At 38.4% G+C, this 25741-nt stretch carries 33 protein-coding genes; 4 read left to right on the top strand and 29 right to left on the bottom strand.

Annotated features, from left to right (window positions below; translation table 11 throughout):
* Positions 1-132: 132 nt before the first annotated feature.
* The 6 genes from NST93_RS15110 to NST93_RS15085 all read right to left on the bottom strand — a co-directional run bounded on the left by NST93_RS15110 (position 133) and on the right by NST93_RS15085 (position 6473).
* A complete protein-coding gene (locus NST93_RS15110) occupies positions 133-1125 on the bottom strand; it encodes an LLM class flavin-dependent oxidoreductase (protein WP_405098436.1) in 993 nt (330 codons plus the stop codon).
* A 139-nt stretch (positions 1126-1264) separates the two neighbouring features.
* Positions 1265-1681 (bottom strand): MarR family winged helix-turn-helix transcriptional regulator, encoded by a 417-nt coding sequence (locus NST93_RS15105; protein ID WP_405098434.1) that lies wholly within the window; start codon positions 1679-1681, stop codon positions 1265-1267.
* A gap of 162 nt (positions 1682-1843) precedes the next feature.
* Positions 1844-3748, bottom strand: a complete 1905-nt coding sequence (locus NST93_RS15100; protein WP_405098432.1) for an ABC transporter permease — start codon at positions 3746-3748, stop codon at positions 1844-1846.
* Positions 3723-4487 (bottom strand): ABC transporter ATP-binding protein, encoded by a 765-nt coding sequence (locus NST93_RS15095; RefSeq protein ID WP_405103914.1) that lies wholly within the window; start codon positions 4485-4487, stop codon positions 3723-3725. Before NST93_RS15095 ends, NST93_RS15100 begins: the two co-directional genes overlap by 26 nt.
* Before the next feature lie 310 nt (positions 4488-4797).
* On the bottom strand, positions 4798-5775 hold the full coding sequence (locus tag NST93_RS15090) for a sensor histidine kinase (protein ID WP_405098430.1): 978 nt from the start codon (positions 5773-5775) through the stop codon (positions 4798-4800).
* A complete protein-coding gene (locus NST93_RS15085; protein ID WP_405098428.1) occupies positions 5772-6473 on the bottom strand; it encodes a response regulator transcription factor in 702 nt (233 codons plus the stop codon). Before NST93_RS15085 ends, NST93_RS15090 begins: the two co-directional genes overlap by 4 nt.
* 160 nt (positions 6474-6633) lie before the next feature.
* On the opposite strand from NST93_RS15085, the gene NST93_RS15080 reads away from it, so the two are divergent.
* The 4 genes from NST93_RS15080 (at position 6634) to NST93_RS15065 (ending at position 10057) form a co-directional block, all read left to right on the top strand.
* On the top strand, positions 6634-7011 hold the full coding sequence (locus NST93_RS15080; RefSeq protein ID WP_405098426.1) for a hotdog fold thioesterase: 378 nt from the start codon (positions 6634-6636) through the stop codon (positions 7009-7011).
* Between the two features lie 42 nt (positions 7012-7053).
* Positions 7054-7968 carry a DMT family transporter gene (locus tag NST93_RS15075; RefSeq protein ID WP_405098424.1) on the top strand — a complete coding sequence of 305 codons (915 nt, stop codon included), beginning with the start codon at positions 7054-7056 and terminating at the stop codon, positions 7966-7968.
* Positions 7969-8236: 268 nt separating this feature from the next.
* The gene (locus NST93_RS15070; protein WP_405098422.1) at positions 8237-9250 is read left to right on the top strand and encodes an AI-2E family transporter; all 1014 of its coding nucleotides are present in this window, start codon (positions 8237-8239) and stop codon (positions 9248-9250) included.
* Between the two features lie 249 nt (positions 9251-9499).
* Complete coding sequence (locus NST93_RS15065) at positions 9500-10057, top strand: NADPH-dependent FMN reductase (RefSeq protein WP_405098420.1); 558 nt, start codon at positions 9500-9502, stop codon at positions 10055-10057.
* A 357-nt stretch (positions 10058-10414) separates the two neighbouring features.
* Here NST93_RS15065 and NST93_RS15060 read toward each other — a convergent pair whose 3' ends face one another.
* From NST93_RS15060 to rplF, 23 genes are all read right to left on the bottom strand, one after another.
* Positions 10415-11035 carry a hypothetical protein gene (locus tag NST93_RS15060; RefSeq protein ID WP_405098418.1) on the bottom strand — a complete coding sequence of 207 codons (621 nt, stop codon included), beginning with the start codon at positions 11033-11035 and terminating at the stop codon, positions 10415-10417.
* On the bottom strand, positions 11032-12582 hold the full coding sequence (locus NST93_RS15055) for a T7SS effector LXG polymorphic toxin (protein WP_405098416.1): 1551 nt from the start codon (positions 12580-12582) through the stop codon (positions 11032-11034). The genes NST93_RS15060 and NST93_RS15055 overlap by 4 nt, the downstream gene beginning before the upstream one ends.
* Positions 12579-12950, bottom strand: coding sequence for a DUF3958 family protein (locus NST93_RS15050; RefSeq protein WP_405098414.1), 372 nt, complete (start codon positions 12948-12950; stop codon positions 12579-12581). Before NST93_RS15050 ends, NST93_RS15055 begins: the two co-directional genes overlap by 4 nt.
* Positions 12943-13275: a TIGR04197 family type VII secretion effector gene (locus NST93_RS15045; protein ID WP_405098412.1), complete on the bottom strand. Its 333-nt coding sequence runs from the start codon at positions 13273-13275 to the stop codon at positions 12943-12945. The genes NST93_RS15050 and NST93_RS15045 overlap by 8 nt, the downstream gene beginning before the upstream one ends.
* Positions 13276-13573: 298 nt before the next feature.
* Entirely contained in the window at positions 13574-13966 is a 393-nt protein-coding gene (gene rpsI / locus NST93_RS15040) for a 30S ribosomal protein S9 (RefSeq protein ID WP_405098410.1), read from the bottom strand.
* Positions 13967-13984: 18 nt separating this feature from the next.
* Positions 13985-14422 (bottom strand): 50S ribosomal protein L13, encoded by a 438-nt coding sequence (rplM, locus tag NST93_RS15035; RefSeq protein ID WP_405098408.1) that lies wholly within the window; start codon positions 14420-14422, stop codon positions 13985-13987.
* Positions 14423-14652: 230 nt separating this feature from the next.
* Entirely contained in the window at positions 14653-15396 is a 744-nt protein-coding gene (truA, locus tag NST93_RS15030) for a tRNA pseudouridine(38-40) synthase TruA (RefSeq protein WP_405098406.1), read from the bottom strand.
* Positions 15397-15407: 11 nt separating this feature from the next.
* Positions 15408-16211, bottom strand: a complete 804-nt coding sequence (locus NST93_RS15025) for an energy-coupling factor transporter transmembrane component T family protein (RefSeq protein WP_405098404.1) — start codon at positions 16209-16211, stop codon at positions 15408-15410.
* Complete coding sequence (locus NST93_RS15020; RefSeq protein ID WP_405098402.1) at positions 16208-17077, bottom strand: energy-coupling factor ABC transporter ATP-binding protein; 870 nt, start codon at positions 17075-17077, stop codon at positions 16208-16210. The genes NST93_RS15025 and NST93_RS15020 overlap by 4 nt, the downstream gene beginning before the upstream one ends.
* Positions 17053-17892 (bottom strand): energy-coupling factor ABC transporter ATP-binding protein, encoded by an 840-nt coding sequence (locus NST93_RS15015; protein WP_405098400.1) that lies wholly within the window; start codon positions 17890-17892, stop codon positions 17053-17055. Before NST93_RS15015 ends, NST93_RS15020 begins: the two co-directional genes overlap by 25 nt.
* Positions 17893-18405: 513 nt before the next feature.
* A complete protein-coding gene (gene rplQ / locus NST93_RS15010) occupies positions 18406-18759 on the bottom strand; it encodes a 50S ribosomal protein L17 (RefSeq protein WP_405098398.1) in 354 nt (117 codons plus the stop codon).
* Positions 18760-18805: 46 nt separating this feature from the next.
* Complete coding sequence (locus NST93_RS15005; RefSeq protein WP_405098396.1) at positions 18806-19750, bottom strand: DNA-directed RNA polymerase subunit alpha; 945 nt, start codon at positions 19748-19750, stop codon at positions 18806-18808.
* Positions 19751-20004: 254 nt separating this feature from the next.
* Positions 20005-20394 (bottom strand): 30S ribosomal protein S11, encoded by a 390-nt coding sequence (gene rpsK / locus NST93_RS15000; RefSeq protein ID WP_206269989.1) that lies wholly within the window; start codon positions 20392-20394, stop codon positions 20005-20007.
* A 23-nt stretch (positions 20395-20417) separates the two neighbouring features.
* Positions 20418-20783, bottom strand: a complete 366-nt coding sequence (rpsM, locus tag NST93_RS14995; RefSeq protein ID WP_405098393.1) for a 30S ribosomal protein S13 — start codon at positions 20781-20783, stop codon at positions 20418-20420.
* 21 nt (positions 20784-20804) lie between these two features.
* A complete protein-coding gene (gene rpmJ, locus NST93_RS14990) occupies positions 20805-20918 on the bottom strand; it encodes a 50S ribosomal protein L36 (protein ID WP_010095733.1) in 114 nt (37 codons plus the stop codon).
* Positions 20919-20946: 28 nt separating this feature from the next.
* A complete protein-coding gene (infA, locus tag NST93_RS14985; protein WP_121524869.1) occupies positions 20947-21165 on the bottom strand; it encodes a translation initiation factor IF-1 in 219 nt (72 codons plus the stop codon).
* A gap of 465 nt (positions 21166-21630) precedes the next feature.
* A complete protein-coding gene (locus NST93_RS14980) occupies positions 21631-22284 on the bottom strand; it encodes an adenylate kinase (protein WP_405098390.1) in 654 nt (217 codons plus the stop codon).
* Positions 22285-22318: 34 nt separating this feature from the next.
* Positions 22319-23614: a preprotein translocase subunit SecY gene (gene secY, locus NST93_RS14975; protein WP_405098388.1), complete on the bottom strand. Its 1296-nt coding sequence runs from the start codon at positions 23612-23614 to the stop codon at positions 22319-22321.
* Positions 23614-24054 (bottom strand): 50S ribosomal protein L15, encoded by a 441-nt coding sequence (rplO, locus tag NST93_RS14970; RefSeq protein ID WP_405098386.1) that lies wholly within the window; start codon positions 24052-24054, stop codon positions 23614-23616. The genes secY and rplO overlap by 1 nt, the downstream gene beginning before the upstream one ends.
* Before the next feature lie 28 nt (positions 24055-24082).
* Entirely contained in the window at positions 24083-24265 is a 183-nt protein-coding gene (rpmD, locus tag NST93_RS14965) for a 50S ribosomal protein L30 (RefSeq protein WP_405098384.1), read from the bottom strand.
* A gap of 13 nt (positions 24266-24278) precedes the next feature.
* Complete coding sequence (rpsE, locus tag NST93_RS14960; RefSeq protein WP_405098382.1) at positions 24279-24782, bottom strand: 30S ribosomal protein S5; 504 nt, start codon at positions 24780-24782, stop codon at positions 24279-24281.
* 24 nt (positions 24783-24806) lie between these two features.
* Complete coding sequence (gene rplR, locus NST93_RS14955) at positions 24807-25169, bottom strand: 50S ribosomal protein L18 (RefSeq protein WP_405098380.1); 363 nt, start codon at positions 25167-25169, stop codon at positions 24807-24809.
* Positions 25170-25199: 30 nt separating this feature from the next.
* Positions 25200-25736, bottom strand: coding sequence for a 50S ribosomal protein L6 (rplF, locus tag NST93_RS14950; RefSeq protein ID WP_405098378.1), 537 nt, complete (start codon positions 25734-25736; stop codon positions 25200-25202).
* Between the last annotated feature and the right edge of the window lie 5 nt (positions 25737-25741).

Below are 25741 nucleotides of genomic sequence, written 5' to 3'. Positions count from 1 at the left end.
CATAAAATTCTATGAATACAATTATAATTATACTATTTAGATAAGTAAATAGAGCGATAATATTAACCACAACAAAATGGTCCATCTATCAAGTTTTGATGTGATGGACCATTGATATTTTTTCTATGTTTTTTAAAGCAATTCTTCTGCCAGCAGTCGATATACATTCAAACGCTGCTTTTGTGAGTGTGGAATACTGACAATCATCGCTTCATCAAATTGATATTTTTCTTGCTGGTCTTTTAAGAAGGCCGAGACCTCCTTTGCATTACCTACTAAATGCAGTTTGCGATTATCCATAATTGTCATACGGTCCATTTCAGTTAATGGATAGTCTTGGGCTTCTTCTGGTGTTAAAAAGGGAACTTGTCTTCCTCTCATGAAATTCAACCGCCAAATATCCTGAGGCATTGCTTCAAATTCAGCCTCTTCTCTCGTTTCAGCTACTGTTACCATATAACTCACTGTGATATTTGGTTTTTTCATAAATGCGGAGGGCTGAAAACTATTTTTATAGGCAGCAAAAATTTCATTCGACATCTCGCCATTAAAAAACTGTGCGAATGAATAGCCTGCTCCTCTTCTGCCCGCTTGAATAGCACTATTTCCCGTCGAACCAAGCAGCCATGCTTCAGGTAATATCACCTCAGATGGAGTAGCGATGGTTCTGCTATATAACCGATCTTCAGGAATTTCATCCTTCATCAGCTGCAATGCAGTATCCATTTTCTCGTACATATTATCAAGCATCGGCTGGCGCCCTTCTGACAATGCATAAATCGAGTAATTATCTCCCCCAGGAGCACGTCCAACGCCGAAATCGATTCTTCCTGGTGAAAATGCACTTAATGTTTTAAACACCTCAGCAAGCTTTAAGGGAGAATAATGCATCATCATTACCCCACCTGTGCCGATACGAATCCTTTTTGTCTTGGCGGCTATATGAGCGGCTGTTATTTCAGGAGCTGAGCTCGCATAATCCTTTGTACCATGGTGCTCTGCCATCCACATACGATGGTAACCCAATTCATCACCCAAAACAGCCAATTCCTCCGCATTTTTCAACGCATCTACTGCCTTATTCCCTTTTGTAATTGGAGCTTGGTCCAATATACTTAATTTCATATTTTCTCATCCAATCTAATTTGATTTTTCGTTATTTATATTAAAATACAATATGTCTCATTTATTAGCATACTAACTAAGTTTATAAAATAAGTTTCACCAAACAGCAGATCAATTTGGAAAAAACCACATAAACACACTACGCTATATTATTTGCCATTTTTTTCAGCAGCTTCTTTATTGTTTTCAGCTCTTCTGCTGTCATCCCGGCCAATAGTTTATCTTGCTGATTCTCCCAAACCTCTTCAATTGGCTCGATAATCTCCCGGCCTTTTGGTGTCAAATAGACTCTGTTAATTCTTGCGTCAAGCGGATCACGTTCCCGATAAATTAAACCATAGCTTTCCAAAGCCCTTACCTTATTAACAATTGTTGGCGGCTCACATTTTAAACTCTCACTAAGCTGAATCTGTGTCACCCCATCCTGCTCCCGCAGCCTATAGAGTAAATTATCCTGTCCAACATGAAGATTTAACTCACGCAGCATTTCCGAGTAATCCTTACGCATACTCATCGATATTTCATCAAGTGTTCTGCGGATTTCTTCCCCTATCACAAGCTCACATTCCTTTAGTCAAAATATTAATATCGTAACCATAACCTTATTTTAAATTAACTTCAACTTATATGTTTGAACATTCCCCTTATTACCTTATGCTCTACAATAATCAAAATAGAGCCTGTGAAAGATAATTATCTCTTTCACGGCTCTATTCCATTAATTCGCTAAATAGCTTTTAATCTTCTTAATATAATTATGTCGAATAAAGAAGAAATAAACAATTTGAATCAAGCTAAAGCTCCCAAGTACAAGTGCTGAGCTGTGCAGCATGCTGTAATTAAACATATTTTTTAATGCTGTTAAAGCCACAGCACCATGAATAACTGCAATAACAATTGGAATGAAGAATAACAATCCAAGTTGTATTGTTAGTATTCTGGATAATTCCTTGTCTGTTAATCCGATTTTGCTAATCATCGAGAACTTCTTCTGCTCTTCTTCCAAATCAGCATATAAACGGAAGTACAAGAAACTGCCAGCAGCAACGAAGAATACGACGCCAATAAACATTCCAATAAACAGAACGGCCCCAAAGGATTGATTAGTAACGTACCAATCATAACCCAGGTTGGAATAGCTAAAGTATTCACTAAAACCATTTGTTTCACTCACACCTAATTTTTCAAGCAGACTTTCTCCTAAATCGGCTGTGGCCTTCCAATCCCCTACTTGAAAAGCATAAAAGGTTTCTAGCTCGAAATCTGTAATATTATCATAGTAAGCATCATCAACGATAAAATAACTGTCATATGATCGGACCAAAGTCGAACCAAATGCCGCTGTTTGATTTATTTCTTTACCAGAAAAATTGACAATGCGCGTTTCTTCTACTTCTTTGGGATCAAGCATCTCATTATGATAATAAAGATAAACTGCTTCATTTCCATCTAATGAAACTTGAACATCATCTTTTCTTCCTGCTTTTGCCAATGCATTATACTCTGATTCAGAAATGATACCTGTTAAAGGTGCATAATCTTCAGCCATGCTTGGAATTGAAACATTTCTAATATGGAGAGGCAGCTTCTCATAAGCAAGACCTTCAAGCTCATCTTCAATAATTTGAATATGCTCGGCTTCTTGTTCATTTCCATATTTAGAATTGTATTCTATTGTAAATTGGCGTTCTTCTAATAGACTATTTGTAAACATAAAGCGAAAACCGACGAGCGTTCCAATTGCAGTAAAAGCAACCGTGGAAACAATCGCAACAAAGAAGAAGGTTCGAGCATTATCCTTCATCCGGTTTGCCAGGTCGGAAAATAATACAAGATTTGTTTTCTTCCAAAACAGCATCTTCTGCTTCTTCAGCCGATTAATAATAAATACACTTAACTGTGTAAAAAGGAAATACGTTCCAATGATGACGATAATCGTTACAGGTATCATAGCGTAAATTACCTGGTCACCTTTAACAGTAAGAGCAATACCATACCCGACTGCAAGCAGCAATGCCGCTAAAATGGATAATAGTACGGAAGCTTTCGGCTCGTTTTTTGGTACAGCACTTCCCTTTATTAGATCGATTAATTTGTTGCCTTTCAGAATCCAAACAGTAAAGAAGGAAATTACAACAAATAGAAGTAAGAAAGCACCGAAAGTCAGAAAAATTGCTTCCCACGGCATATAAAATGGCAAGGATTCTTTTAGCTCCAAAACAGACTCAGCTGTCATCAAAATGAGCTTAGCGAATACAAGCCCGATTCCAACACCGGAAACGGTTGCGGCAAAACCAATCAATACGTTTTCCAAAAAGACCATTTTGCGCAGCTGCTGATTGGTCATTCCAAGCATAACCATTAAGCCAAATTCCTTTTTTCGGGAATGCAGAAATGCACTCATTGATACAAGCACAAAGATAAAAGAAAAAACATAAATAATTCCTTCAGCGAAATGCAGGCCAACAGTAACACCTGGATGCACTGCTTTTAACGCGGGGTGAAAAGCAAAAATTGCATAAACAAAAAATACGAATACGGAAAATAGACTGCTAAGAAAATACGCTGCATAAATCCGCTTATTTCTTAAGACATTATTAAACGCGAATTGACGAAAGGTCACTTGCATCCCCTCCCAACAGCGATAACACATCAATTACTTTTTGGAAGAAAGCTTGACGATTATCCCCGCGATGGATCTCATTGAAGAGCTTTCCATCCTTTATAAATACAACACGTTCTGTATAACTGGCTGCAATTGGGTCGTGGGTTACCATCATCATTGTTGTGCGATCTTCTTTATTAATTTTTTCCAGCATCTCCATTACCGTTCTAGATGCCTTTGAATCAAGGTTTCCGGTTGGTTCATCTGCCAACACCATGTGCGGACGGTGAATAATTGCCCGGGCAATTGCCGCTCGTTGTGCTTGCCCACCAGATATCTCATAAATACGGTTATTCAAGATTGCGGAAATTCCTAGTTTTTCTGCAACAGCTGCAACACGCTTTTCCATTTCTTTCACTCGTGTGCCTTCAAGCGTTAGCGGAAGTACAATATTCTCTTCTACGGTTAACGTTGGCAGCAAATTAAAATCCTGAAAGACGAAACCTAATTCACGACGACGAAACTTCGCTAATTCATCATGCTTCATCTCAAGCGGATTCTTGTTATTTACAAGAATGGAACCTGAAGTTGGCTGATCAATTGTAGCCACCATGTTTAATAAGGTTGACTTCCCGCTTCCAGAAGGGCCCATAATTCCGACAAACTCACCCTCTTCAATCGCTAAATCAATATTTTCTAATGCTTTATGTGCAACTTTTCCATCATATATTTTACTTAAATTACTCGTTTTTAAAATATCCATTAAAAAATCCCCTTTCCTCTACTTCATAGTCTAAAGGAAAAAGGGAAATTTAAACATTGGTCTAGCTTTCATTTTCATTACATTTTTGTAAGGTTGCTGGCTCTTTATCACTCGTCCTCATTGGGGTGATTATCAAATACACAAGAAAACCATTGTTCTAGAGGAGTATTTACAGAATAAGTACCCGGATACAGTATGCGCGATTTCTCAGTTGCGCCCATCATACTTATCATTCGAACCAAGATATAATAACGTTGATTAAAGCAGGCGCATGATTTGATTATGCGCCTTTGCTTAACTTGATTTAGTTATAGAAAGTTAACTTAACCAATGTACCTTCGCCCTGTACCGATTCAATTTCAACTTTATGCCCCAATTTTTCACATACCTCCCTTACAAGTGAAAGTCCCATTCCAGTTGATTCGCGATAAACTCGACCATTTTCTCCAGTAAAAAATGCATCAAATACTCGCTTTAAATCAGATTTTGGGATGCCAACCCCATTATCTTGGATAAATAAATGTGTGCCTTCCGAAGTTTTATCTGTAAAGATTTGGGCCTTTCCACCTTTTCCGGCAGAGTATTTTACAGCATTTGTTATGACCTGATTAATAATAAACTCCAGCCACTTCTCATCTGATTCCACCGTGAGACCAGTAATATTCACCTCTGGATATACACGATTTTTTATAAATAACCGTTTATTTTCACGGATGACCTGGTCAATTATATGCTTTAATGAAACCGGCTGTATATGAAAGTCTTGTTCAAACACCTCCAGCCGGGCAGCATATAAAACCATCTCAAGCCCCTTCTCAAGCTTGTCCGTTTCTTCGCGGATACTTAGCAGCTCTTCCTCATCATGGTCTTGAATAATTAATTCGATTACAGATAAAGGTGTTTTCATTTGATGCACCCATTGATTTATAAACGTTACATGCTCGTTCTTCTTAATCTTCGCAAGTTCAATTTCATTAATATATAATCGATGCTGACTCCTCAGCAGTTCACCAAGCGCAGCAGAAATCGGAGCACTGTCCAGGGTTTCAAATATTTCATCGAGACGAGCCACCGGATTCGCCAATCGTTTGTAAAATGCCTTCAGTGAAAGATAACGATAAACTAAATAAACCGTTAATAAAAAAGCTCCCAAAAATAAAGTGTATAGCACGAGTTTCATTTCCTGAAGTCCGCTGGCCCATAGAACGATAAGAATCAGCGTAATTTGCAAAAGGTTTATAAGGATAAGCGGAAATTGATCACGAAGAAAGAGCTTTATCATTTTTGATGCCCCCAATTTGATATAAGCCGGTATCCTGCACCTCGAATTGTCTCAATTGCATTCTCTATATTTAGTTCTTGCAGCTTTTTCCTTACTCTTGTTACATTTACATTTAATGTATTCTCATCAACGAAGCTCTGATCATCCCATAACTTTTCCAATAAGACCTCTCTTGATACTACCCGTGGTGAACGATTCATGAGCATCTCCAGCAGGACAGCTTCTTTTTTTGTCAGTGCGATTACCTTGCCATCCTTTGTCAGTTCCATTCTTTCAATGAAAAGTGTTAATTCATCCAGTTCAATCTTACGTTCCTTTACATTAGGAGCATATTCGCCATAGGCACGACGCAGACTGCTGCGAATTTTTGCTGTTACTACTTCATATGCGAATGGTTTCGTAATAAAGTCGTCGCCACCATTTTCCAAAGCCATAACCTGGTCCATTTCTCCCGAGCGTGCAGAAAGAAATAAAATCGGACATGTCGAGTGCTGCCTGATTTGCCGACACCAGTAAAAACCATCAAAGCTTGGTAAATTAATATCTAATAGAACAAGATCAGGATCAACTGCTTGAAAAGTTTCAATAATTGCATCAAAGTCTTCCGTTATCGTCGCTGCATAGCCATATTTCTGCAAATGATTTTGCAGGAGAGAGGCAATTTTCGGATCATCCTCGATAATTAAAATTTTCGCCATAGCTAAACGTCCTTTAACATGATTTTTTTTCTGACTGCTTACAGTATAACGTATATTAGATATTTTTTTAATTTGGGACAATCATGCGCAGACCTCCATTTTACTAATCAGTATCTGCAGGTTAAGATAGATGATATAGATACATATTGGGGGGGATTCCATGGATACAATTATGGATGCGATTGGAATTAAAGTTGTTGAAGTAACAAAGGATAGAGTAGTAGCTACAATGCCTGTGCATGGACCAACAAAACAGCCTTTTGGCCTTCTTCATGGTGGCGCCTCAGTTGTTTTAGCTGAAACAGTTGCAAGTGTGGGAAGTGCGCACCTGGTTGATCAAGAAGAAGAAGCCGCAGTCGGACTAGAAATTAATGCAAATCATATTCGCAGCATGCGCGATGGTATGGTGAAAGCTATTGGCACACCACTTCATATTGGCAGAACAACACATGTATGGGAAATTAAAATTACAGATGAAGCAACAGACAAGCTGATCTGTGTTTCAAGATGCACGATTGCCGTTGTGAAAAAGAAATAAGGATATATTTTTAAATTGAATAATGAATATGGAGTTACAAATATGAACAAACAAAATCGATCAAAAGGTTTATTTCTCGTAATTACCGGAGCAACACTTTGGGGGATCGGTGGCACTGTAGCACAGAAGCTCTTTCAGGATTATGGAGTCATGGTCGATTGGCTCGTGACAATTCGCCTGCTTATTGCTGGAATATTGCTTTTGGCTGTACAGTATTTTACGAAGGACCGCAAACAAATATTTGCTGTTTGGAGAGATAAACGAACCGCTCTTCAACTCATCATCTTCGGATTATTCGGCATGCTTGCCGTACAATACACCTATATGGCCTCCATCGATCATGGCAATGCGGCCGTAGCAACACTCTTACAATACCAAGCCCCTGTGATGATTATTATTTACTTAGTTTTACGGAAACAGACGATACTAAGCGGAAAAGACTACATTACCGTCTTTCTTGCTTTAGGAGGCTGTTTCCTGCTATTAACAAATGGCTCAATATCAGAACTGTCCGTTCCAGCTTCTGCAGTAATCTGGGGACTTCTTTCTGGTTTAGCACTGGCATTTTACACCTTATATGCAGTCCAGCTGCTCGCACAGTTTGACTCACTTGTCATCGTTGGCTGGGCGATGATTATTGGCAGCTTCACACTCAGTTTTGTCCATCCGCCCTGGGAAATGGACTTTGCAAGTCTGCCGCTAGAAGGATATGTATACTTAGCTTTCGTTATTATCTTTGGCACAATGATTGCTTTCTGGTTCTATATTGACAGCCTGCAAAGCCTGTCACCGAAGGAAACAAGTCTGATGGGCAGCCTGGAGCCGCTTGCAGCTGTACTGACAACCGTATTCTGGCTGCAAGAACCTTTCGGAAGCTTCCAATGGCTTGGGACAGCTTGTATTATTGGGATGATATTATTGATGTCATCAGGGGAGAAAGAGCCTCTGAAAAATTAGGTTATTACCTTCAATTTTAACGATAGGCTGATAATAGATGGGTATATAACATATCCAACTATCATCAGCCTCTTTTATGTTAGGATAGCTTTCGTCAGCGGTTCTCCTTTTCCCAAACCCAGCAATGGCTATACTTTGTTATTTTTATAACTTAACTGGAAAATTGCAATATTTTATCTTGTATTTTCATTGATAAAAGTGGATACTAAATGATATAGGCAAAATTATCTATACTATTTTACACTGCACAAGAGAGGAACTAACTTATATGGAATCAATCGTAGACTTTTTCCGAAAAACCGGAGTAAAACGCATCATTATTTTTGGGTTAATCATTCTTATTCTTTTCAGTGTTAGAAGTTTAATAAATATTATTCTTCTTACATTTATCTTTTCATTTTTGATGAATGGGCTTGTTGAATTTACCGTAAAACGAATCAAATTCAATCGGTCAATTCTCGTATTATTGCTATACTCCTTAATTGTCAGCTTATTAACAATTGGTGCTGTAAAATATTTGCCGATTATTACGATGGAAATCAGCCAAGTCATCAGGCAAATTTCAAATTTCTCTATTGAATCGTATAACAATCCAGTTTTTAGCTTTATCGAGCCAATTATTTCAAGCAATCAAATTACAGGCTACATAGAAAATGGCTTTTCATTTCTTTTAAAATCTATTTCAGATATCAGCACGATGAGTGTACAGGTCTTAATCTCCTTAATTCTTAGCTTGTTTTTCCTGCTCGAGAAACCTCGCTTACTCGAATTTACAGGTAAGTTCAAACTAAGTAAAATTGCCCCTTTCTACCGGGAAATCGAGTACTTCGGCGGAAAGTTTTCACGTACGTTTGGTAAAGTAATCGAAGCTCAATTTATGATTGCTTTAATTAATACATTTTTGACAATGATTGTATTAATGATCCTTGGCTTTCCACAGATTTTTGGATTATTGATTATGGTTTTCTTCTTAGGACTGATTCCTGTTGCCGGGGTAATTATTTCGCTTATTCCACTGTCGCTTATTGCCTATACAATTGGAGGCTTCTTAACCGTTCTCTACCTGCTCATTGCCATTATGATTATCCATGCAATTGAAGCGTATATTCTAAATCCAAAATTGATGTCTTCTAAAACAGACTTACCTGTATTTTATACATTTATAGTTTTGATTTTCTCTCAGCATTTCTTTGGTGTCTGGGGATTAATTATCGGGATTCCAGTGTTTGTATTCCTGCTGGATATATTGGATGTAACAAATAATGAAGAAAAAACAACGTGATTCTAAAATTCCACGTTGTTTTTTATATCTATTTTAAAAACGATGGCATGATAGACATATGATTTTCCTTTTAAAGAACGAAAGCCCACATTACTTTTTAAACAATTGTCCAAATGTGTTGGATAACCAACAGAACTGCAAAACTATCGGTGTTCATCCTATATATGATGTCTTACTATTGATTTATAAGCTTAATAATAGAGTAACACAGAATAAGATGTTATATAAACATATCTAGGAGGAATATTAGTGGTTAAGATTGGTATTATTACTGGAAGTACAAGGGATTCACGAGTGAATATACAGGTAGCCGAATGGGTAAAATCCATTGCAGATCAGCGAACGGACGCTGAATTTGAATTTGTAGATATTAAAGACTACAATCTGCCAAAGTTTAATGAACCGATTCCTGCAATCATGTCACAGGATTATAAAGCATCTGAAGCAAAAGCTTGGTCTAAGAAAGTTAATGAACTGGATGGCTTTGTTTTTGTTACACCTGAATACAACAAAGCAGTAACTTCTGGATTAAAGGATGCGATTGATTATCTATATGTAGAGTGGAACAATAAAGCTGCGGGCATTGTAAGCTATGGTTCGACCCTGGGCGTTACAGCAGCTAACAATCTAAGATTAATTCTTACTGTACCAAAAGTTGCAACAGTAGGCACACAGCCAGCACTTAGTTTATTTACCGACTTTGAAGAAATGAGAACTTTTAAACCAGCAGCCTTTCATGAAAAAACTATTCAAACCATGTTAAATGAAGTCGTCGCTTGGTCTACTGCACTAAAAACAATTAGATAATAAGATAAGCGAGACAGAGGGCCAGGCCATCTGTCTCGCTTAGAACAATTTGCGTAAGTCATGCTGTTCTTCTATAAAAAGCGTTGTTTAAGCTTACACATGTCATGAGTAGAAGTTTAAGTCTAAAATGATTAATATCATCTTATAGACTATTAATGGGATTTAATAACTGTATATTCTATGTACTCAAACTCATGCCCTGATTGTACTTAAATTTGTGTTATCGTCCAATAATTAACCCCCCCTTCATTCCAAAGCTACAATAATTTCATAAAACATTCGTTCACTCCGGGTGTAATCAATTCGAACAATGGCATTAAAAAAGATGGCTAATTCTTCATAGCTACGTCTAAAATTTTAATCAGCAGCCTCTGTTACTTTATCTTTGTAAAATTGATATAGCGCTTGTGCAAAGTCATCAAAGTTTTCTGGTATGACCTTTTTCTTTTCTGCTCCCTTGCCTGAATACCTTTCCACTGTACCATCGTCAAATTGCAGCCATAGTCTCCAACTGTAACCATCTTCATACGATTCAGCATCCTCGGCAGTATAATCGGATTCCCAATCCTGCACTTCATACTTTCTCAGAATATCTTGCACGTCATTGCTGTTTTCTATAGTTATCACACCATCTTGTGCACGAAGCCCCCTGCGACTAATGATAGGGTTTTGATATACTTCATCATGCTCTACGTCAATTGCCACTGCTTTATAGGGCTGATCGCTGCTGCTTTCATCAAAAAACACCTTTGCTACTTTATCAATAGCGTGTTTTTCAGTTGCTTCTGGTGCATCCTGTATATGTTTAAAATCAAAAGTATCCACTTGATTCATTGTATTTTCCTCACCTTCTGAGTTTACTTGTTTATTGCCACTTTTTGAGCTATCTGCTTCATCTTCCTCATCCTCTATCGATTGACAGGCAACTAAAAATAAACAAGTTATAGAAATAAATGAATAAATTAATAGATTTCTCATTCGTTTTCACCCTCATTCATGGACTTAAACATCTCTTCCATATGCTCTCTAGCATCAGGCAAGAATTCTTTCATACTGTTTAGCTGTGAGTCTCTAAAGTCACTTTCCTCTAACATAATTGTCCCATAGTAACTAGCAAAGCCTTCCTTATCGGGGTCGTTAATCCTTTCTTCGGATTCCTCATCTATCCAATATCCATTATTATGATGTCCCCATTTTCCAACAATCTCATTTACTGTCACTCCACCGTATACGTCAGAAGCATTATTATGCTCATCATCTCTTAAATCATTTGAAATTTGTGTTTGAACTGACTCATACAGTGTTTCCTCCATATCAGATAGTATGGTATCCGCAGGTCCTTCGTAGATAAATACATCAGTAATATTATTAATCATTTCTATTTTTTGTCTTTCCGTTAAATCCTTAAATGCCGGTTGCTCAAGTTCTTGTTCCAGCTGCTTCGTAATCCGTTGTTCGACATCACTATACATATGAGCTGCGACTGTTCTCCCATTACTCGTAAACGTGCCTGAGAAGGTTGTTCCCAAATCATTCTCTTGTGCATAATTATAATCAATAGCATGACCTAATTCGTGAAAAAAGGTGAAATAAGCGCCGCGGGCATTCGTTCGGTCATCTTCAATATTAAAGCTTATCGTATTGGATCCGGAACGGTATACCCCGCTCTCATTGATTGATTCAATTTCCAGATCTTCTAAATATCGCAATGCTAAACCTCGATAAGGCTCTTCTGCTGCATACATTAAATATTTAATTTCTATTGTATCTCTTATTTCTAATGGCTCTAAAAAGTTATTTGTATCCCTTGCATGCATCGGATTAGACTCTTCATACTTAATAATGGTAACTACTTTATCTACATTTTCTGGATAATCTTCAAGATAGTCTCCGTACTCTGCTCTTGCTTTTCTCGTATAATGAATTTGATTGATATTGGAAACCCAATCAAAGTTTATACCTTTCGTGCTAAACATTCCATTTTTACTGTTAAATCCTTGCCCATCTTGTATTTGCTGCAAACCAATCATAACATTATGCGCCAATTTCATGGCAGTGTCATAATGATTGCTGGTAGCGGAGTTATAATGATATAATCGGTCCAGTTTTTCCTCAAGTTTCATTTTCATTTGTTTATAAAGGAAAATAGCAGTACCATACAGCGGAAAATTACTAGTTGTTTCTTGCATTCTTTCTATTAAACGATTTATCTCCTGAATTTGCTCAATTATTTCCTGTTCAATGACATCTGCACGTGATACTTGATTTCGAAAGCTAATAGGGTATTGATCATTTTGACGAATTAATTCCTCACATAGATAAATAATACCTTGGGCAAGGGGCAGGTATATTTTATTCATATATGCTTTCGCTGATTGATATGTTTTCCCTTGAAGTAATAATGTCTGTGAAAAACTCATAATAGCGGATTTTGTTTGTTCCATCGATTGAATAATCTCAACGCAAATTGAATTCATGCTATTGGTTTGGGCATCTGTCTCACCAAGATACATATTTAAACTCATTCTTTTTCCTCCTGAAGAATGGTGCGTTTTAACGTATATAAATCTTCTTCCTGATTATACATCCGTATTTTTTCCTCTATCAACTTTTCCCTTTTTTGTTCTATTTCGTTGATGATTCTCCTATTATAATGTTGAATTTCTACACGATTATCGTGTATCATCTGACCCAGTTCATTGTCTGCTTTCCAAGTATTATATAACCTGTCTAGCATACGTATGCCCCGCTTATCTACCTCAAAAATGTCTTGTTCCGAACAGTCCAGTTCATCCATTTTCTGTGAGTTCTTTAATTGTTTTTGCTGCAAATCATGCAATCTGTTCATTAATTTACTCACTTCTGCATTTTCCTTTGGCATATTCTCACCCATTTTTCGCCTTACGGTACGTCTGAAAGTTCCGCATGTTTTCCATTAAAGGAAACATTTCATCGAATTGATTACCTATGGCTTCATCTGTACTTTTAAACTCTTCCGCAACAGATTGAATATTTTCGATCGTGAGTTGAAAGGATTCATTAAACAACTTCACGAGTTGAATAGCCCCCTCATTTACTTCCTGTGCTTTATGATTTACAGAAAGAGTGGTTTTCTCGTCTTTATTAACAGTTGTGCTTACTGCAAGTTCGGCAGCAGCAGAAGCATACCTCATTCGTGAGGCAACTTGTTCAGCAGTCGCCAATGAACTTAATATCACATGAATTCCCGCCTTTCTGGGTCTTTCATTATTATCCATATTTATGTTAAGTATATTGAAGGCACCTTCAATTGTCAAAATATTTTAAATCAGTAAACCCCTTTTCAATCCTTCATATGCGATATAAAAATCATTTATAAACAAATAAAGCACTTCACTGTATAAATCGATTTCAACTTAAAATACTGTCAACAATAATCATTTTGGATCAAGGTTAATCAATTCCAAATTTGAACATAAAAAAACCCTCTCTGCTTCATAAAAGCAAAGAGGGTAAACCCTTGGTTTATAAGGTTTATTAACGTTTTGAGAACTGTGGTGCACGACGAGCGCCTTTAAGACCGTATTTCTTACGCTCTTTCATTCTAGAATCACGAGTTAGGTAGCCTTCGCGTTTTAGAGAAGCACGATATTCTGGATCTGCTCCTAGAAGCGCACGAGCGATACCATGACGGATAGCACCAGCTTGACCAGTGAATCCTCCACCATGAACATTAACTAGAACGTCATATGTTCCTTCTGTTTCTGTAGCAACTAATGGTTGGTTAAGAATAAGAAGTTGTGTTTCATATGGGAAATAGTCTCTTGCGTCACGACCATTGATTGTAACATTACCTGAACCTGGTACTAAACGTACACGTGCAGTTGATTTTTTACGGCGACCTGTGCCGTAGTATTGTACTTGTGCCAATGTATTTACCTCCTTTTATTACCCACGAAGCTCGTAAACTTCTGGTTTTTGTGCTTGATGGTTATGTTCTGCGCCTTTTACTACGTGTAATTTCTTAGCCATTTTACGGCCTAAAGGTCCCTTTGGAAGCATGCCTTTAACAGCAAGCTCGATCATACGTTCAGGGTGCTTAGCACGCATTTCAGCTGCGTTGTTTTCCTTTAATCCACCTGGGTGGTTAGAGTGACGGTAGTACATTTTATCGTTCTCTTTATTACCTGTTAATTCGATTTTTTCTGAGTTAATGATGATTACATAATCACCTGTGTCTGCGTGTGGTGTGTAAGTTGGTTTGTGCTTTCCGCGAAGGATTGCAGCAACTTCACTTGCAAGACGACCAAGACGTTGGCCCTCTGCATCCACAACTAGCCATTTGCGTTCGATATTCGCTTCATTTGCCATGAAAGTTGTGCGCATGTTAGATTTCCCTCCATATATATAAAATCCGTTTCAAATTTGTATTTAAGTTTCTTAAATCATAATTAGATTCCGGGGCTAATCATGGTTTAGAAATAAAATGCCATAAATCATAATATAACATAAGCCCCTGTTTTGTCAAGGGTTCCACTATATTATTTTATAAAATAATATAGTTTTTCTTGCCTTCTCTGCCATATTCTATTGATTACCAAAGAATAGAGTCAGCGTTATTTATAAATTACCTTATGCAGATAGAGTCCTTCTGGCGGAATGGTCTTGCCTATCATACTGCGATTCTTTGCTGCAATTAATTCTGGTATATCTTCTGGATTTCTTTTTCCCCTGCCAACATCCAATAGCAAACTGACAATTATACGAACCATGTTGTATAAAAATCCATCACCATAGAAATAAAAACGAATACCATCCCCATGCTCTTTGCAGGTTAACTTATATAATGTACGGATACGACTGCCTTTGATTGTTGCTTTCGCTGAAGAAAATGTTGTGAAGTCATGCTTACCTTCTAAATATCTGCATGCTTGGTTTATTTTCTCCAAGTCTAAAGCATATGGGTAGTGATAAGCGTATTTACGCTTAAATACGTCCGGTTTAAGTGTTGTTTGCACATCATAATGGTATTCCTTAGCCAAGGCGCTAAAACGCGCATGGAAGCCTTCTGAGACGTTTTCACATACCTTTATATAAATATCATCAGGGAGGAGTGTATTTAAAGCTCTTTTCCAGCTTTCATCTGGAATGGAAAGCGGAGTATCAAAGTGAACGACTTGGCCCTCTGCATGTACCCCTGCATCCGTTCGTCCCGCACTCTGTATTCTAATAGCTTGTCCTTTATGAATTTTCTTTATCGCCTTTTCAATTTCTCCACCAACCGTCCGTTCTTTCGGCTGGATCTGAAACCCTGCGAAACCTGAACCATCATATTCTAAAATGCATTTCACTCTTGTCATAAACGACCCTCTTACCCATAATTTCTCGTAACAAATAACAGTACAATAACAGCAATAAAGAGAATATATACTCCCCAATCAAGCTTCGTTATCTTTAGTTCACGAAGCTTCGAACGGTTTTCTCCACCTTGGTAGCCACGTGCCTCCATTGCCATCGCTAATTCTTCTGCCCGTTTAAAGGCACTGATAAATAGCGGGACAAGCAAAGGAATAACTGCTTTCACACGATCTTTAATAGGACCTGTCCGAAAGTCAACACCACGTGATGCCTGTGCTTTAGATATTTTATCTGTTTCCTGCATTAATGTTGGGATGAAACGCAGAGAAATTGACATCATTAATGCAAGCTCATGGACTGGGAACTTAACTTTCTTTAAGGGATGCAGCATATCTTCAATACCATCTGTTATTTCTATAGGTGTAGTCGTTAACGTAAGTAAAGAAGTAACAAGAATCAAAAGGAAAAATCGAATTGAGATTGCAAAACCTTGCAGGATTCCTCCTGAGTAAAACTTAAACACCCAGAATTCAAAAACAACTGTTCCTTCTTTTGTAACAAATAAGTGCAGCAAGAAGGTAAAGATAATTAAAAACCAGACTGGTGTCAGCCCTTTTAATATAAAACGAACAGGCACCTTGCTCGTAAACATACTCGCCAATGCAAATAGAATCAAAACTCCATAGCTTACTGCGTTATTTGCGAAAAATACAATAAACACAAAGAAAAAGATAATTGTAATTTTCGTGCGTGGATCAAGCCGATGAATAAGTGAATTCCCTGGCACATATTGTCCAATAATTAAGGAGTTATTCATATTTCTTCAACCCCTTTTAGGAATTGCTTGATTGATTGTGCAATTTCTGCAATAGACTGATTTTCAAAAGGAATCTTTTTACCCATTTTCTCTTCAAAGCGGTTTAAAAACTGAACGACCTCTGGCACATCAAGTTGTACACTATGAAGTGCTTCTTTCTGGCTGAATACCTCTTCGGGTGAACCTTCCATAAATTTAGTCCCTTTATTCATAATTAAAATATGGTCTGCGTATTTCAATGCATCTTCCATACTGTGTGTAACGAGAATGGTTGTTAATCCGCGAGTTTTATGAAGATCAGCGAACATATCCATAATTTCCTGCTGTCCCCTTGGGTCAAGTCCAGCAGTTGGTTCATCCAATACAAGGACATCTGGCTGAACTGCCAGCACTCCTGCGATGGCAACTCTTCTTTTTTGTCCTCCGCTTAGATCAAATGGTGAACGTTCGAGCAAATCCTCTGGCAATCTAACCGCCCGAATGACTTCTTTCGTTCTTTTTTTAATCTCTTCCTGCGACACACCGAAATTCTCTGGGCCAAAGGCAATATCCTTAGCGACTGTCTCTTCAAACAGCTGATGTTCTGGATACTGAAAAACAACACCAACTTTGCTTCTTAAATCTTTCATATTTTTAAGCTTTTCTTCATTAGTTAATTTAAACTCACCTATACGAACCTCTCCATCACTCGGAACAGAGAGTCCATTAAGATGTTGAATCAGAGTAGATTTTCCTGAACCTGTATGACCAATAATCGCAACAAACGAGCCTGACGGAATATGGAAGGAGAGATTATCAATTGCTTTATGCTCAAATGGTGAGTTTTTTTGGTATATATAAGTTACGTTCTTGAATGTAATGTCCATAATTCCTCCAGCATTTCCTTGTGATTTAATGGCTCTTGTGGGAGCTCAATTCCTGCTCGTTTTAATTCTTCGGCTAGAACCGCAATAAATGGTACATCTAAGCCAATCTCTCTCAATTCATCTCGTTTTGAAAATATCTCTCTCGGTGTTGCTTCGGCCCAAATTTCTCCGCTGTTCATCACAATTACGCGTTCTGCCTGGGTAACCTCCGCTAAATCATGCGTAATAGAAATGAGTGATAAACCACGCTGCTCACTTAATTCAGAAACAGTTTGCATAATTTCCTTTCTTCCTTTTGGATCAAGCATGGCAGTAGCCTCATCCAAAATTAAGACCTGCGGTGAAATCGCAAGCACACTTGCAATTGCAACTCTCTGTTTCTGACCACCCGATAACCGATAGGGCTCTGTCATACGGTAATCTTGCATCCAAACAGCATGCAGTGTCTCATCAATCCGTTTCATCATTTCTTCTCGAGGGATACCTCGGTTTTCCATACCAAATGCAACATCATCCTGAACCGTAGCACCAACAAATTGGTTGTCCGGATTTTGAAACACCATACCGATTTCACGACGTATATCCCAGATTGTTTCTTCATTTACGGTAATATTATTGATTAAGATTTCTCCCTCTTGTGGAAAAAGTAATCCATTTACAAGCTTAGCAATGGTTGATTTACCTGATCCATTATGGCCGATAATTGCCACAAACTCATTTTCATATATTTTAAAGGATAAGTTTTTCAACACCCATGGCTGCTCTTCACTGTATCGAAATGATACATTTTTGAATTCTATCAGAGTCTTTCTCATCTCGTTTCCTCCTCCGCTTCAAAACCCGCGGTACTGATTTCTATGTATCCTAGTATAGATTATAACGTATAGAGCTATATTGAAATAGCATTATCCTCCAGGTCCCCCGCTGTTTATCAGTTTGAAGCGCTCTGCTAATCTCTGCTGTATTTCCTGTAAAAATATTAGAAGGTACAGGCATACTACCTCCTGTACGCTTCTAAATAATTTCCAACCGCTTGTATTGGCTAGCTCCAGCAACCAGAGGCTAGCAGGCTTCCCAAAACCTCCGTACGATAAAGAAGACTTGCCGATTGGCGAAGATATGAGGCTTAGTCGCACTTATACCCTTGTGGTGAAAGTCAACATCAGCTCACTTCGTTCGCTGTGTTTCCTTTATCTTCTACGATTTTAGTCCACCCTGTAGCCTCTACCGATTGCCTCCGCTTTTCATTTTCTAATTCCAATTACAAAAAAAGGGCTTGGATTCACCTCGAGAGAGATTTGAGTCCTGCCCTTGCCGTTTTTGTTTGATTAAACTAATTCAATGATTGCCATTTTCGCTCCATCACCTTGGCGCTCACCTAGTTTAAGTACACGTGTATAGCCGCCTTGTCTTTCTTCATAACGTTTCGCAACATCATCGAAAAGCTTTTGAATAACTGTATTGTTTTCATCTGCTTCCTTGTTATAAAGAAAAGCTGCTGCTTGACGACGTGCATGAAGATCGCCGCGTTTACCTAATGTAATCATTTTATCGACTACAGATCTGAGCTCTTTCGCTTTTGCTTCTGTAACTTCAAGGCGTTCATGAATAATTAAATCAGATGCAAGGTTACGAAGTAGTGCCATACGATTGTCTGTTGTACGTCCTAACTTTCTAGCCATGGACTATCCCTCCCTTTCTTAAAAAATCTAAAGGTGACTGCTATGATCAGTCGTCATTTCGTAAACCTAATCCAAGATCAGATAACTTATGCTTAACCTCATCCAAAGATTTACGACCCAAATTACGTACTTTCATCATATCCTCTTCAGACTTAGTTGAGAGCTCCTGAACAGTATTAATACCAGCACGCTTTAAGCAATTGTATGATCTAACGGATAGATCAAGTTCTTCAATTGTCATTTCCATTACTTTTTCTTTTTGATCTTCTTCTTTTTCAACCATTATCTCCACATTTTGGGCTTCATCTGTTAGACCTATGAAAATATTGAGATGCTCAGAGATAACCTTAGCACCTAAAGAAACTGCTTCTTCAGGACGAATGCTTCCATCTGTAGTAACTTCTAAAGTTAATTTGTCATAGTCAACAACTTGGCCGACACGTGTGTTTTCCACTTGGTAAGTTACACGCTCAACTGGTGTGAAGATTGAATCGACTGGAATAACGCCAATTGGTTGTTCATCGTGTTTATTCTCCTCAGCTGGACGATAACCACGACCACGTTCTGCAGTCATCTTAATGTACAGGCTGCCTTTACTATTAACAGTTGCAATTGGAAGTTCTGGATTCATCACTTCAACATCACTGTCATAAGTTAAATCTGCAGCAGTTACATTAGCCTTGCCTTGAACATCCAGTTCTAATGTTTTTGGTTCATCAGAATAGATTTTAAGTGCAAGCTTCTTTAAATTCAAAATGATTGTTGTTACATCCTCAACCACGCCATCGACCGTGGAAAATTCATGTAATGCTCCGTCAATCTGAACCGAAGTAATAGCAGCACCTGGAAGTGAGGATAATAGAATACGACGCAAGGAGTTTCCAAGAGTGGCACCATATCCACGCTCAAGAGGTTCAACTACGAATTTCCCAAATGTAGCATCATCACTAATTTCAACCGTTTCAATTTTTGGTTTTTCAATTTCAATCATTAAATAAAACCCTCCTTTAAAACGTCGAAACCCCGGCTAGACTGTTTAAGTCTAACCGAAATTCCTCAAATAAGTAGTCGCGCATTTTGCACTACCTGTCTTTCCTTTGTACATTCTATCTATTTTCTTCTTTGTTAAACCTAGCAGATAATTTCTGCCATTATAACCCAGTATAGACAGGGCGACAAATTCTATACGATGTTATCCATAAAGTCGATGCTTTGCCGACCTTTAAATAAACAAAATACAGTTAATTATACACGACGACGTTTTGGTGGGCGACAACCATTGTGAGGAACCGGTGTTACATCCACAATTGCTGTAACTTCTAAGCCAGCTGCTTGAAGTGAACGAATTGCTGCTTCACGACCTGCTCCTGGTCCTTTAACAGTAACTTCTAAGTTTTTCATTCCATTTTCCACTGCTGTTTTAGCTGCAGTTTCAGCTGCCATTTGTGCTGCAAAAGGAGTAGATTTACGAGAACCTTTAAAGCCTAATGCACCAGCAGAGCTCCATGAAATTGCATTACCTTTTTCGTCAGTAATCGTTACAATTGTATTGTTGAATGTAGAACGAATATGTGCGATCCCAGTTTCAACATGTTTTTTTACACGGCGTTTACGTGTGTTTGTTTTACGAGACATCTATTTTTGTCCTCCTTTCAATGTTACTTCTTCTTGTTAGCCATAGTTTTACGCGGGCCTTTACGAGTACGAGAGTTGTTTTTCGTTTTTTGACCACGAACTGGTAATCCACGACGATGACGTAATCCTCTATAAGAACCGATTTCGATTAGACGTTTTATGTTAAGTGAAGTCTCACGACGAAGGTCCCCTTCAATTGTAAACTGTTCAACAGCTTTACGAATGCGACCAAGTTCATCTTCTGTAAGATCACGCACACGAGTGTCTTCAGATACTTCCGCCTCTTTAAGGATTTTCTGTGCAGTTGTTTTGCCGATTCCAAAAATGTACGTTAATGAAATGACAATACGTTTGTCACGTGGAATATCAATACCTGCAATACGTGCCATGTTTTAAAGCACCTCCTGTTTTTAGCCTTGTTTTTGTTTATGTTTCGGATTTTCGCAAATCACCATTACTTTGCCTTTACGCTTAATTACTTTACATTTTTCGCAAATTGGTTTTACAGATGCTCTTACTTTCATCCTTATTACCTCCTTTAATATCGGAGCATTATTTATAACGGTACGTGATTCGACCTCTTGTTAAATCGTACGGAGAAAGTTCAACTGTAACCTTGTCACCTGGAAGGATACGAATATAGTGCATACGTATTTTCCCAGATACATGCGCTAAAACGGTATGTCCGTTCTCGAGCTCGACATTAAACATTGCGTTAGGCAGTGTTTCTGTTACAGTACCTTCTACTTCAATAACATCATCTTTCGCCATCGTGTTGATCTCCCTTCTTCAAATCAGTCACAAGCTTAGGTAAAAGCGTTTGTTTGACAAATCTAATTTTCCCTGTTGTGACGCGACCAGTTTATAGAAGGCTGTTTGGACTTCTGGAGAGATAAGTCCTAAGCTCTATTAGAAGATTAACTCTTCCTTCACTTATCGGCTTTTTATTGTTCTCCATCAGCTAATAAGACGTACCGATCATCCACAACTTCTTTACCGACTGCGTATTGATCCGCCTCACGTCCCAGAAAGACACGAACGATTGGATCTCATTTAGGAATGGATCAGTTTCATCAATATTTACCTTTATATAGGCTGTCAATTACTTTCCAAATTAGTGAGTCTATCATTCGTTATATGAATTTTTGCTATCTTATATGAAGCAAATCATCTGTTGTTACGCCATTCATTATAACTTTTTAGAAATAGAAATGCATCTTTCTGAATTTACTTTTGTTATAATGATTCGTTTTCCAACTTCGAACGAATCTCCTGGAAAACATCATTGATGTCTTGATCTCCATTTACGCGGACAAGATGCCCTTTGTCTTGGTAAAAGTCGAGTAATGGCTGCATTTGCTCGATATTAACAGCTAGACGATTTTTCACCGTTTCAGGTTTATCATCATCACGCTGAGTTAACGGTGTACCATCCTTATCACAGATACCTTCAACCTTTGGCGGATTGAATTCAACATGATAGGCAGTTCCACAAGTCGGGCAAATTCTTCGACCGGATAAACGCTCCACTAATTTTTCCTTTGGAACATCTACATGCAAAACAGAGTTAATCGATTCGTTTAATTCTGTCAGCAGCTGTTCTAAGCTTTTTGCTTGTGCAATCGTTCTTGGAAAACCATCCAAGAGAAAGCCATTCTTACAGTCATCCTTCATCAAACGTTCTCTTACAATTCCAATAGTCACTTCATCCGGTACAAGTGCACCCTGATCCATGAATTCTTTCGCCTTCTTGCCCAGGTCTGTGCCTTCTTTTATGGCTAATCGGAACATATCCCCTGTCGAAATATGAGGGATGTTATATTTTTCTTTTATTTTCTCTGCCTGTGTACCCTTTCCGGCACCAGGTAAACCCATTAAAATTAAATTCAACATTTTCCCCTCGCTTTTAGGTGGCGTAAGGATTTTATTTAATAAACCCTTTGTAGTGACGTTTCACTAACTGTCCTTCAAGCTGTTTCATAGTCTGTAATGCTACTCCCACAACGATTAGTAAGCTTGTGCCACCGATTTGTACTGCTTGTGGTAGGTTTGCAAGACTTCCTAAAACGATAGGCAGAACAGAAACTGCAGCCAGGAATAGCGCTCCTACAAATGTTAGCCGCTTCATTACACGTGTAAGATACATTTCTGTATTATGTCCAGGACGGATACCTGGAATATATCCACCTTGTTTCTGAAGATTTTCCGCCATTTGTTCAGGGTTTACTTGAACAAATGTATAGAAATATGTGAATGCAATAATTAACGCAGAATAGATTACCATTCCAATTGGCTGTGTGTAATCAAACACCTTCATGATTACTGCAGCAACTGAGTTTCCTTCAAAGAAGCCAGCAACAGTGCTAGGTGCTACCATAAAGGCAATTGCAAAAATGACCGGGATAACCCCTGCAGCATTTACTTTAATCGGTAAATGTGTAGATTGACCACCAACTGGTGAACGGTTTACTAATTTCTTTGCATACTGTACAGGAATTTTACGTAATGCCTGATTGACATATATAACTCCTACGGTTACAGCAATTGCTACTAAAGCAATAATTATAACAATGATAATATTGATGAATAATTCATCACCAGGGTTAACGAAATACTGGCTGAAAAGTTGACCCACTCCGTTAGGTACAGCTGCTACGATACCTGCAAAGATCAGAATTGAGATACCATTTCCAACCCCATGTGCAGTAATCTGCTCACCTACCCACATTAAGAATGCTGTTCCAGCAGTTAGAGTAACTGCAATAATTAAGAACTTCATAATGCCTGGGTCTTGGATTAATAAGCCGCCTGCCATTGCGTTGAAACCAACTGACATAGCGATTGCCTGGACAAACGCAAGCACGATAGTGCCATAGCGAGTAACCTGAGCAATTTTCTTACGGCCCATTTCTCCTTGTTTTTTCCACTCAGCGAATTTCGGAACAACATCCATCTGCAGTAACTGCATAATAATAGATGCTGTAATGTAAGGCATAATCCCCATTGCGAAAATGGAGAAGTTTTGTAGTGCTCCCCCACCAAACGTATTTAAGAATCCAAATACATTTTGCTGGTTATTGATAAAATCAATCGCTGACCTATCCGTAAATGGAACTGGAATAAATGTGCCTAGACGGAAAATAATTAACATCCCTAGTGTGAAAAGTATTTTCCGTCTAATGTCAGCTACACGCCAAAAATTGGAGATTGTGCGAAACATTAGATCACCTCAGTCTTACCGCCCGCATTCTCTATAGCGTCTTTCGCTTGTGCAGAGAACTTATGAGCTTTTACTGTTAGTTTTTTCTCGATAGCGCCTTTACCAAGTATCTTAATACCTGCATTCAATTTGCTTACGACACCTACTTCTAGTAATAGCTCTGGAGTAACCTCAGTGCCTTCTTCAAAACGATTTAATGTATCCAAGTTAACGATTGAATACTCTTTACGGTTGATGTTTGTAAAACCACGTTTAGGTAAACGTTGGAATAAAGGCATTTGTCCGCCTTCGAATCCTGGACGCACACCGCCGCCTGAACGTGCTTTTTGTCCCTTATGTCCGCGACCAGAAGTCTTACCGTTTCCAGATGACATTCCGCGACCAACACGGTTTCTCTCTTTACGCGTACCTTCGTTTGCCTTCAATTCATGAAGTCTCATCGGAGCACCTCCTTATTTATAGAAATTCTTACGCTTCTTTAACGTCTAGTAAGTGGGATACTCTATTAATCATACCACGATTTACTGGTGTATCTTCAAGTACCACCGTTTGACGGATCTTTTTTAATCCGAGTGCCTGAACAGTTCTGCGTTGCACGTCAGTACCGCCAATAACACTGCGTTTGAGGGTGACTTCTAATTTGTTAGACATATTGTTTCCCTCCTTATCCTAACAGTTCTTCAACAGACTTTCCACGTAGTTTCGCTACTTCTTCTGCTGTTTTTAAGTTTTCTAATCCACTAATTGTTGCACGAATCATGTTGATTGGAGTATTAGCTCCAAGTGATTTAGTAAGAATATCACCAACACCTGCTAACTCAAGAACCGCACGAACCGGTCCACCAGAGATAACTCCTGTACCCTCTGTAGCTGGTTTCATCAATACGTTACCAGAACCGAAACGCCCATTAATTTCATGAGGGATTGTAGTTCCAACGATTGGTACAAGGATCAGGTTTTTCTTAGCATCGTCTACTGCTTTTTTAATTGCTTCAGGTACTTCTTGTGCTTTACCAGTACCAAAGCCTACATAGCCGTTCTTGTCGCCAACAACAACTAATGCAGCAAAACGCATACGACGTCCACCTTTAACCACTTTAGAAACGCGGTTGATCGTCACAACGCGTTCTTCTAAATCTAATTTGTTCGGATCGATGTTTGTATTCATTTACACGGTAACCTCCTTTAACGATTAAAATTCGAGACCTGCTTCTCTTGCAGCCTCTGCCAATGCTTTCACACGTCCATGGTATAAATAGCCTCCACGGTCAAATACAACTTGTTTGAAGCCATTATCTTGAGCGCGTTTAGCGATTAACTCTCCAACTTGTTTAGCTGCTTCAACGTTGCCGCCTTGAGCTGCGTTTAGTTCTTTATCTTTTGTAGAAGCGCTAGAAACTGTAACATTGTTTACATCATCAATTAATTGAGCATAAATATGTTTGTTTGAACGATATACGTTTAGACGTGGACATTCAGCAGTTCCGGATAGGTTTCTGCGTACACGTGCATGTCTTCTCATACGCATTGAATTTCTGTCAGGTTTTGTGATCATCTAAGTCACTCCTTTCTCGCCTAACTAATCTTACTTAGCAGTTTTACCTTCTTTACGACGTACATATTCACCAACATAGCGAATACCTTTACCTTTATATGGTTCAGGTGGTCGAATTGCGCGAATGTTCGCTGCTACTGCACCTACTAATTCTTTATCGATACCTTTTACAGTTAATTGTGTGTTTTTTGGAACATCAATTTCGATTCCAGCGATTGGATCGATTTCAACAGGATGTGAGTAACCTGCGTTCACAACAAGTTTATCACCTTGTTTTTGAGCACGGTAACCAACACCATTGATTTCTAAGGATTTTTCGAATCCTTTTGTTACACCTTCAACCATGTTGCCGATCAATGTACGAGTTGTTCCGTGCAATGAACGGTGTTCTTTATGGTCACTTGGGCGTGAAACAGTTACTTGATTGTCTTCTATTGTAACAGTCATTTCCTTGTGAAGTTCTCTGGAAAGCTCACCCTTAGGGCCCTTAACTGTCATCTTGTTGCCTTCAAGCTTTACTTCAACTCCAGCAGGAATTTCAACTGGTTTTAGTCCTATACGAGACATTACTT

Origin of the sequence: Oceanobacillus sp. FSL H7-0719 (assembly GCF_045040795.1) — a bacterium.
Classification (GTDB): Bacteria; Bacillota; Bacilli; order Bacillales; family Amphibacillaceae; genus Oceanobacillus.
The sequence above is the reverse complement of the archived record's forward strand: the minus strand, read 5'-3'. Positions and strand labels throughout refer to the sequence as shown.

What these genes read in the sequence shown, in the direction of transcription:
- rplM (WP_405098408.1), bottom strand. Translation starts at nt 14,422, where the DNA reads ATGCGCACAACTTTCATGGCAAATGAAGCGAATATCGAACGCAAATGG.
- NST93_RS15055 (WP_405098416.1), bottom strand. Translation starts at nt 12,582, where the DNA reads ATGAGTTTAAATATGTATCTTGGTGAGACAGATGCCCAAACCAATAGC.
- rplQ (WP_405098398.1), bottom strand. Translation starts at nt 18,759, where the DNA reads ATGGCTAGAAAGTTAGGACGTACAACAGACAATCGTATGGCACTACTT.
- NST93_RS15050 (WP_405098414.1), bottom strand. Translation starts at nt 12,950, where the DNA reads ATGGGTGAGAATATGCCAAAGGAAAATGCAGAAGTGAGTAAATTAATG.
- NST93_RS15070 (WP_405098422.1), top strand. Translation starts at nt 8,237, where the DNA reads ATGGAATCAATCGTAGACTTTTTCCGAAAAACCGGAGTAAAACGCATC.
- rpsM (WP_405098393.1), bottom strand. Translation starts at nt 20,783, where the DNA reads ATGGCACGTATTGCAGGTATTGATATTCCACGTGACAAACGTATTGTC.
- rpmD (WP_405098384.1), bottom strand. Translation starts at nt 24,265, where the DNA reads ATGTCTAACAAATTAGAAGTCACCCTCAAACGCAGTGTTATTGGCGGT.
- NST93_RS15020 (WP_405098402.1), bottom strand. Translation starts at nt 17,077, where the DNA reads ATGGACATTACATTCAAGAACGTAACTTATATATACCAAAAAAACTCA.
- NST93_RS15080 (WP_405098426.1), top strand. Translation starts at nt 6,634, where the DNA reads ATGGATACAATTATGGATGCGATTGGAATTAAAGTTGTTGAAGTAACA.
- rpsE (WP_405098382.1), bottom strand. Translation starts at nt 24,782, where the DNA reads ATGAATACAAACATCGATCCGAACAAATTAGATTTAGAAGAACGCGTT.
- NST93_RS15110 (WP_405098436.1), bottom strand. Translation starts at nt 1,125, where the DNA reads ATGAAATTAAGTATATTGGACCAAGCTCCAATTACAAAAGGGAATAAG.
- NST93_RS15085 (WP_405098428.1), bottom strand. Translation starts at nt 6,473, where the DNA reads ATGGCGAAAATTTTAATTATCGAGGATGATCCGAAAATTGCCTCTCTC.
- NST93_RS15075 (WP_405098424.1), top strand. Translation starts at nt 7,054, where the DNA reads ATGAACAAACAAAATCGATCAAAAGGTTTATTTCTCGTAATTACCGGA.
- NST93_RS15005 (WP_405098396.1), bottom strand. Translation starts at nt 19,750, where the DNA reads ATGATTGAAATTGAAAAACCAAAAATTGAAACGGTTGAAATTAGTGAT.
- rplO (WP_405098386.1), bottom strand. Translation starts at nt 24,054, where the DNA reads ATGAGACTTCATGAATTGAAGGCAAACGAAGGTACGCGTAAAGAGAGA.
- NST93_RS15090 (WP_405098430.1), bottom strand. Translation starts at nt 5,775, where the DNA reads ATGATAAAGCTCTTTCTTCGTGATCAATTTCCGCTTATCCTTATAAAC.
- rpsK (WP_206269989.1), bottom strand. Translation starts at nt 20,394, where the DNA reads ATGTCTCGTAAAACAAACACACGTAAACGCCGTGTAAAAAAACATGTT.
- rpmJ (WP_010095733.1), bottom strand. Translation starts at nt 20,918, where the DNA reads ATGAAAGTAAGAGCATCTGTAAAACCAATTTGCGAAAAATGTAAAGTA.
- rplF (WP_405098378.1), bottom strand. Translation starts at nt 25,736, where the DNA reads ATGTCTCGTATAGGACTAAAACCAGTTGAAATTCCTGCTGGAGTTGAA.
- rplR (WP_405098380.1), bottom strand. Translation starts at nt 25,169, where the DNA reads ATGATCACAAAACCTGACAGAAATTCAATGCGTATGAGAAGACATGCA.
- NST93_RS15015 (WP_405098400.1), bottom strand. Translation starts at nt 17,892, where the DNA reads ATGAGAAAGACTCTGATAGAATTCAAAAATGTATCATTTCGATACAGT.
- infA (WP_121524869.1), bottom strand. Translation starts at nt 21,165, where the DNA reads ATGGCGAAAGATGATGTTATTGAAGTAGAAGGTACTGTAACAGAAACA.
- NST93_RS15025 (WP_405098404.1), bottom strand. Translation starts at nt 16,211, where the DNA reads ATGAATAACTCCTTAATTATTGGACAATATGTGCCAGGGAATTCACTT.
- NST93_RS15060 (WP_405098418.1), bottom strand. Translation starts at nt 11,035, where the DNA reads ATGAGAAATCTATTAATTTATTCATTTATTTCTATAACTTGTTTATTT.
- secY (WP_405098388.1), bottom strand. Translation starts at nt 23,614, where the DNA reads ATGTTTCGCACAATCTCCAATTTTTGGCGTGTAGCTGACATTAGACGG.
- truA (WP_405098406.1), bottom strand. Translation starts at nt 15,396, where the DNA reads ATGACAAGAGTGAAATGCATTTTAGAATATGATGGTTCAGGTTTCGCA.